This window comes from Asanoa sp. NPDC049573 (genome assembly GCF_040676615.1).
Taxonomy (GTDB): domain Bacteria; phylum Actinomycetota; class Actinomycetes; order Mycobacteriales; family Micromonosporaceae; genus Asanoa.
The window spans coordinates 20,968-27,363 of the sequence record NZ_JBFAPI010000041.1 but is presented as its reverse complement, the minus strand read 5'-3'; the positions used below and the strand labels follow the sequence as shown (position 1 = coordinate 27,363).

General features: G+C 73.4%; 4 protein-coding genes. 1 reads left to right on the top strand and 3 read right to left on the bottom strand.

Going from position 1 to position 6,396, the window contains the following annotated elements; genetic code table 11:
- Window positions 1-944 precede the first annotated feature (944 nt).
- The 3 genes from AB0J74_RS38425 to AB0J74_RS38415 form a co-directional block, all read right to left on the bottom strand.
- Window positions 945-3,584, bottom strand: coding sequence for an EAL domain-containing protein (locus AB0J74_RS38425; RefSeq protein ID WP_363458092.1), 2,640 nt, complete (start codon window positions 3,582-3,584; stop codon window positions 945-947).
- 116 nt (window positions 3,585-3,700) lie between these two features.
- Window positions 3,701-4,114, bottom strand: a complete 414-nt coding sequence (locus AB0J74_RS38420) for a PaaI family thioesterase (RefSeq protein WP_363458090.1) — start codon at window positions 4,112-4,114, stop codon at window positions 3,701-3,703.
- 10 nt (window positions 4,115-4,124) lie between these two features.
- Window positions 4,125-5,120 (bottom strand): helix-turn-helix domain-containing protein, encoded by a 996-nt coding sequence (locus AB0J74_RS38415; protein ID WP_363458087.1) that lies wholly within the window; start codon window positions 5,118-5,120, stop codon window positions 4,125-4,127.
- Window positions 5,121-5,178: 58 nt separating this feature from the next.
- Here AB0J74_RS38415 and AB0J74_RS38410 point away from each other — a divergent pair, with 58 nt between their 5' ends.
- Window positions 5,179-6,390 carry a hypothetical protein gene (locus AB0J74_RS38410; protein ID WP_363458084.1) on the top strand — a complete coding sequence of 404 codons (1,212 nt, stop codon included), beginning with the start codon at window positions 5,179-5,181 and terminating at the stop codon, window positions 6,388-6,390.
- Window positions 6,391-6,396 lie beyond the last annotated feature (6 nt).

Here is a 6,396-nt window from a genome sequence, read left to right as displayed (position 1 = left end):
GTCATGCGCTGGAGCTACGGGCTGGGGGAGAGCGCTTTTACGCTCCAGCGCATGACACCCTCCCCGGACCTGACGCAGTCGCTGGCCGCGACCAACGATCACGGTGCGGGGGACACAGTCCATTGGCGGTGTTCGCGGTGGGACATCCGCGTCGGTTGATGCCGCTGGGTACGGCGGCGGCTGGGTCGGGTGCTTCGTCCCGGCGGGCAGAGCACGGTCGGGGTGGCGGGTTGATTTGGCCGCAGCGCGCAGGAATCCCGTCGCGGCGGGGCGCTGGGTGCCCGATCGGGCGACTCCGCCGTCGGCGATGATCGTGCTGCTCACCGCCGGAAGGCCGAGGCCGTGGCACCCTTCTTCGCCGTCTTGCGGGTGGGTGGCAACGGGATCGCCGGGTTAGCCGTGGTCTTCTTCGGGGTCGGTCTGCCGATGTCGTGCCTTGGCGGCGCAGTTGATCTCGGTGGCTGGGGTTGGCCATCAAGTGGTCGGGCTGCGGGCGGCAGCGGCCCCGAGTCTTTCCTGTGGCCGGAACGGGGACCATGCGGTGCGTTCGCTGCCGCGTCCGCGATACGCGCGCGCCGCCCGCCGACCGACCGAGGCGACGTCCCTCCCGACGCGCCACGGCCGACCGACCGAGGCAAGGTCCATCCCGACCCGCCACGGCCGACCGACCGAGGCAACGTCCATCCCCGCCCGCCAAACGCCGACAAATCCCTCGCGCGACGAAGTTGATCTCGATTGCCGGCCGGAATACAGCGCAATTCCGCTGACGGCGACGGGACGTGACCATCGCGGCCAGCAGGACTCAGATCGCGGCGAGCTGCACAGTGGCGGCCAGCATTCCAGCCGCGTGCGTTGGCGCGCATGGTGGGACAAAGTTGATCTCCGCCGCGGGAGGGGCGGTCGCGCTGGCGGCGGAGTTGGGGGAGGGCTGGTTTTGATCTTGGTTAGTTGGGTTGGGGTAGGCGTTCGGCCAGGAAGGCTTCGAAGCGTTCTGCCGGGGACGGGTGGGCCAGCGCGAAGCCCTGGCCCAGTTGGCAGCCGGCCCCGCGGGCCTGTTCGACCTGGGCGCCGGATTCCAGGCCCTCGGCGATGATCTCCATGCCCAGGCGGCGGCCGACGCTGACCACGACGTCGATCAGGGGCTTGGCGATGCCGCCGCTCTGGCGGGTGGCGCCGTGTTCGCCGACCAGGGCGCGGTCGACCTTGAGGATGTCGATCGGTAGGCGGCGAAGGTGGGCCAGGCTCGCCTGCGCCGCGCCGAAGTCGTCCAGCGCCGTCCGTACGCCCAACGCCCGCAACCCCGCGAGTTGGGTGACCACCGTCGGGGTGTCGGCGCCGACCCGGGCCTCGGCGATCTCGATCACCAGGCGTTCCGGCGCGAGGCGGTTGGCGACCAGGGTCGCGGCGACCTGGCCGACGAAGTCGGGTGCGGCCAATTCCAGCGGCGAGACGTTGACCGACAGCCACAACCGCGGGTCCCACGACGCGATCTGGCGGCACGCGTTCTGCAGCACCCACTGGCCGATTTCGCCGATCATGCCGAGGTCTTCCGCGACCGGGAGCAGCTCGCTGGGCAGCACCGTGCCCAGCGGCGGACTGCGCCAGCGCAGCAGGGCCTCGGCGCCGACCGGTGCGCCGTCGTGCAGGTTGAGGACCGGCTGGTAGACGAGGTCGAGTTCGCCTCGGCTGGCGGCGCCGGGTAGTTCGCGCTCCAGGTCCATTCGCCGGACGAGTTGTTCTTCCAGGTAGGCGTCGTACCACTCGATGCGGTTGCGACCCAGCTGGCCGGCTCGGCGGCGGGCGAGGTCGGCCCGGCGGAGCACGTCGTCGACGCCGTCGCCGCCGGCCAGCTCGGCCAGGCCGACGCTGACGTAGATGTGCACCGTGGCGCCGGGCAGCAGGTAGGGCTCGGTCAGGGCGGTCAACAGCCTGGTGCCCAGGGCGTACGCGACGACCGGGCCCTCGACGGTGACCACCGCGAACTCGTCGCCGGCCAGCCGGGCCGCAACGTCGTCGCTGCCGACCGTCGCCCGCAGGCGGCGGCCGACCTCGATCAGCACCGCGTCGCCGACCTCGCGGCCGCGGTTGTCGTTGACGCCCGCAAGACCGTGCAGGTCGATCACCAGCAGCGCGCCCCGGTGGCCCTCGACCGACCGCTGGGTCGCGATCGTGCGCATCAGTTCGCGGCGGTTGGCCAGGCCGGTGAGCTGGTCGGTGAACGCCAGCTTGTGCAGCGTCCGCTCCAGGTGGCGGCGCTCGCCGACGTCGCGGATGTGCACCACCAGGGCCGCCACCTCGGGGATACCGCGCTGGTCGCTCACCGTCGACTCGGTGTCGCGCCAGCTGCCGTGGCCGTCGCGCAACCGGGCGGGTACCAGTGTCGGCCGGGCACCCTCGGCGCCGTCTTTGTCGGACAGCACCTGGTTGAGCACCGACAGCACGTCGGCCGCGTCTTCGGGGTGCATCAGGTCGGGGAAGGGGCGCCCGACCACGTCGGCGTCGGAGAGCCCGAACAGCCGAGCGGCGGCCGGTGACTGCCAGGCCACCCGCAGGTCTTCGCCGACCACCATCGTGAGGTCGCCGGCGCCGGACACCAGCGAGCGGAAGTGGGCCTCCTGTATGGACAGCCGCTTGGCGTAGGTGCGGACGTCGGCGACCGCGAACACCTCGCGGGCGACCACGGTCGGGATGACCGATAGGCCGAGCACGATCGAGGTCTTGTCGAACTCGCCGACCGTGATCAGGTGCCAGGCCGCCGCCAGGGTGGCCACCGTCGCGGGGATGGTCAGCAACGGGTACGCGGACAGGTGCGACTCGGGCTCGCCGACGGGCACCGGTTCGACGCCGGATTCGGTGCGCGCCGCCCCGGCCAGCACCAGCGCGGGGCTGATCACCACCGGTGCGGCCGCGACCAGCAGAGCCCAGGTCGGTGCCTGGTACGCCAGGATGATCGCCAGCGCGCCGCCCCCGCCCAGCGCGGCGCCGACGCCGGAGCCGCACAGCCACGCCGCCCGCCGGTAGCTGACCGTCCGCAGCACGATCACCGTGGTCGTGGCCAGGCCGAACGAGGAGATCAGGGCCGCGGCCAGGGCCGACGCCGGCATGCCGCCCTGTGGTGGCAGCAGCCAGACCGCGAACGCGATGCTGATGCCCAGGCTCGCCCCGTCGAAGACGCGGCGCAGGCGGGCGTGTGTGGTGGTCGCGGCGCCGGGCAGGAGCAGCAGGCCGATCGCGTACAGCACGGCCGCGAAGGCCAGCCCGACGGTGGCGATCGGCTCGCGGGCATCGCGCGGCGCGACCGGCAGCAGCACCACCGACAGGCCGGTGGCCAGCACGCCGAGGCCGAGGTAGCCGGCGCCGCGGCATGGCCCGAACGAGTGAACCCGGGCGTGGATGCGCAGGGCCAGGCGGACCAGCCGGGTGGTGCCGACGGCGGCCGTCAGCGCCGTCGCGGCCGCCATCGCGGTCAGCGCCGGTATCGCCCCGACGCCCGCGCAGACCAGCATGACCAGGGCCGCTGTGGGCGGCCCGGCAACGACGACGATCCGCACGAACCGGGGCAGCTGTGGGGGCGTAGATGACACGGTGGTCATCCCCTTGGGTGGAGGGGCCGGGGAGTCGCGGCGATGAAGATACCGCGCCTCATATCGACAACGAGCGTCCCGCGCGCGAAGTTACGCCGACAGATGTCCCGGGTGGCTCAGCCGAGCAGGGCGTAGACGGTGTGTGCCTGCGCCGCTGGTGCGCTCGCGCCGTCGGGGGTGAGGGTGATGTCGGCGAAGGCCAGCGTGCGGCCCAGCTTGGTGACCTTGGCCAGCACCCGCACGTCGACCCCGGCGATCGGTCGCTGGAACGTGGTCGACAGTTGCACAGTGGTCATCGGCACGAAGCCACCGCGCGCCGCGGAGATCGCGATGACGGTCGCGGTGTCGGCCGCCGCCATCAGCGCCTGGCCGCTCATCGCGCCGCCCTCCCGGGCCAGCCGGTCTGACCAGGGCAGCCGCAGGGTGGCCAGGCCGGGCTCGATCTCCTCGACCAGCAGGCCGAGATCGCGCACCCACGGGGCGAAGTTGTCGGCCAGCACGCCGTTGGCTTCTGCGACGGTGAAACCCACGGCGACAAGCCTAGGGGCCGGCGGCCAGCGCCGCGCCGAGCGGGGTGAGGCGGTAGAGCACCGAACGGCCGCTGCGGGTCCGGGTGACCAGGCCGGCGTCGCGCAGCACGGCCAGGTGGTCGCCGACCGCGCCGAGGGTCATGCCGAGCGCGCCGACCAGGTGGGTGGTGCTCGCCGGTTCGTCCAGCGCGCGCAGCAACCGGGCCCGGGCCGCGCCGACCAGGCGGTCGAGGCCGTCGGCGGCGGGGCGGTCGGTGGGCGCCGCGATGCCGCGAGCCGGGTAGACCAGGGCGTAGCCCGCGTCCGGGTCGGCGCTGATCCAGCCCCGGCCGAAGCCGCAGGGCACCAGGACCAGACCGGCGCCGCCGACGACGTACGGCGGTGAGTCCCAGTCGTTGACCTGGATCGCGCCGCCGTCGAGCCAGCGGAAACCGGGGCGCAGCCCGGCCAGCGCGCGGGCCCAACCGTAGGTGGCCAGCCGGCCGGCGCGCTGCACCACGTCGCGTTCCAGCAGTGCCCGCCGCACCGGCCAGTCGGGTGCCAGCGCGCGCGTCCAGAGCGCGTCGAGGGCGCCGGCGAGCCGATCGAGCGCGTCCGCAGCGGCGAATGCGGTGGGTGGCGGCCGGCGGGCGTCGCCGAGCCGACCGGCGTTGTGCGGGCCGGCCAGTGCGGTCAGTTCGAGATCGCGGTGTACGCGGTCGAGCGGCGTCGCCCGCACCCGGGCCAGTTCGGCCGCGAACGTGGTGTCCATTCCGGACGGTGGCGGCACCAGGAAGTCGGGCGTCCAGCGGGCACCGCGCAGCACGGCCAGCAGGGCGGCGAGCGTGGGCTCGGTCGCGGCGACGGCGTCGAACACCGGGCGGTGCCGGGCCACCCAGGGCGCCTGAGCGGCGTTCGGCGCTCCCCGGGTGGCCAGCACCATCAGCGCGCCGACCAACTCGACCATGGGCGACAGCGCGAAGCGGGTGTTGGCCAGGTCGGTCGGGTCGACTTTCACCACGGTCATTTTCGTCTCCGGACGAAACTCTACCGCCCGCGCTTGTCGCTGGCCGATCGTGCGGAGCGTGACCACCTATCGCGAGATCTTCGCCAGCCGCGAGTTCCGGGCGCTGTTCGCCGGCAACGCCGCCTCGGTCGCCGGCAAGACCGTCCAGATGCTCGCGCTCTCCGCGCTGGTGTTCACCTCGACCGGCTCACCGCTCCTGTCGGCCCTCGCGTTCCTCGGCGGCCTGCTGCCACAGGCATTAGGTGCGATGACCCTGCTGGCGTACGCCGATCGGGTGCGCCCGCGCGGTTTCCTCGCCGGCTGGGACCTCGCGCGTGCCCTCACGGCGGTGTTGCTCGCCACCGGCGTGCTGCCGGTCTGGGGCATGCTCCTGCTGATCATGTCGTTCGGCGTGGTCGACGCGCTCAGCGGCGGGGTCCGCTCCGCGATCATCGTCGACGTGCTGCCGGGCGGCTACGTGCTCGGCCGGGCCACTCTCAACGTCTCCGTCGGCGCGATGCAGATCATCGGGTTCGCCACCGGCGGCACGCTGCTGGCGACGCTCGGGCCGCAGCGCGCGCTGGCCGTCGCCGCCGTGCTGATCGCCATCTCGGCGCTGGTCACCTACCTGGGGCTGCACACCCGGCCGCCGCGGGCCGCCGGCCGGGCCGGGGTCGCCGCGACCTGGCGGGGCAACCGCGCACTGTTCGGCGACCCGGGGATCCGGGCCGTGCTGCTCGCCGCCTGGCTGCCCAACGGCCTGATCGTCGGAGCGGAGGCGATGTACGTCCCGTACGCCGGTGACCTGGCCGCGGTGCTGTTCGTGGCCGGGGCGGCCGGGATGCTCGCCGGCGACCTGGTCGTCGGCCGGTTCGTGCCGGCCGCGATGCTGGACCGGTTCATCACCCCGCTGCAGACCCTGCTGGCCGTGCCGTACCTCCTCTTCTTCCTGCATCCCGGCCCGGTGGTCGGCGCGGCGGCGGTGTTCGTCGCGTCGTTCGGGTACGCGGGGACGCTGGGGCTGCAGCAGCGGCTGGTCGAGATCACCCCGGAGGCCCTGCGCGGTCAGGCACTCGGGCTGGACAGCAGCGGGCGGATGAGCTTCCAGGCGGTCGGGGCCAGCGCGACCGGTTCGGTGGCGGAGGTCACCGGCGCGGCGACCGCGATGACGGTCGCGGCGCTGGCCAGCCTGGCGGTCACCGCGCTGCTCCGGAGCCGGATCCGGGCCGGCCAGCCGCCCGTGGGTGATCTTCTGGCGCACCGGTCACCGACGGCGCCGCCGGCATCGTGAGAGACT

What these genes read in the sequence shown, in the direction of transcription:
- AB0J74_RS38415 (WP_363458087.1), bottom strand. Translation starts at nt 5,120, where the DNA reads ATGACCGTGGTGAAAGTCGACCCGACCGACCTGGCCAACACCCGCTTC.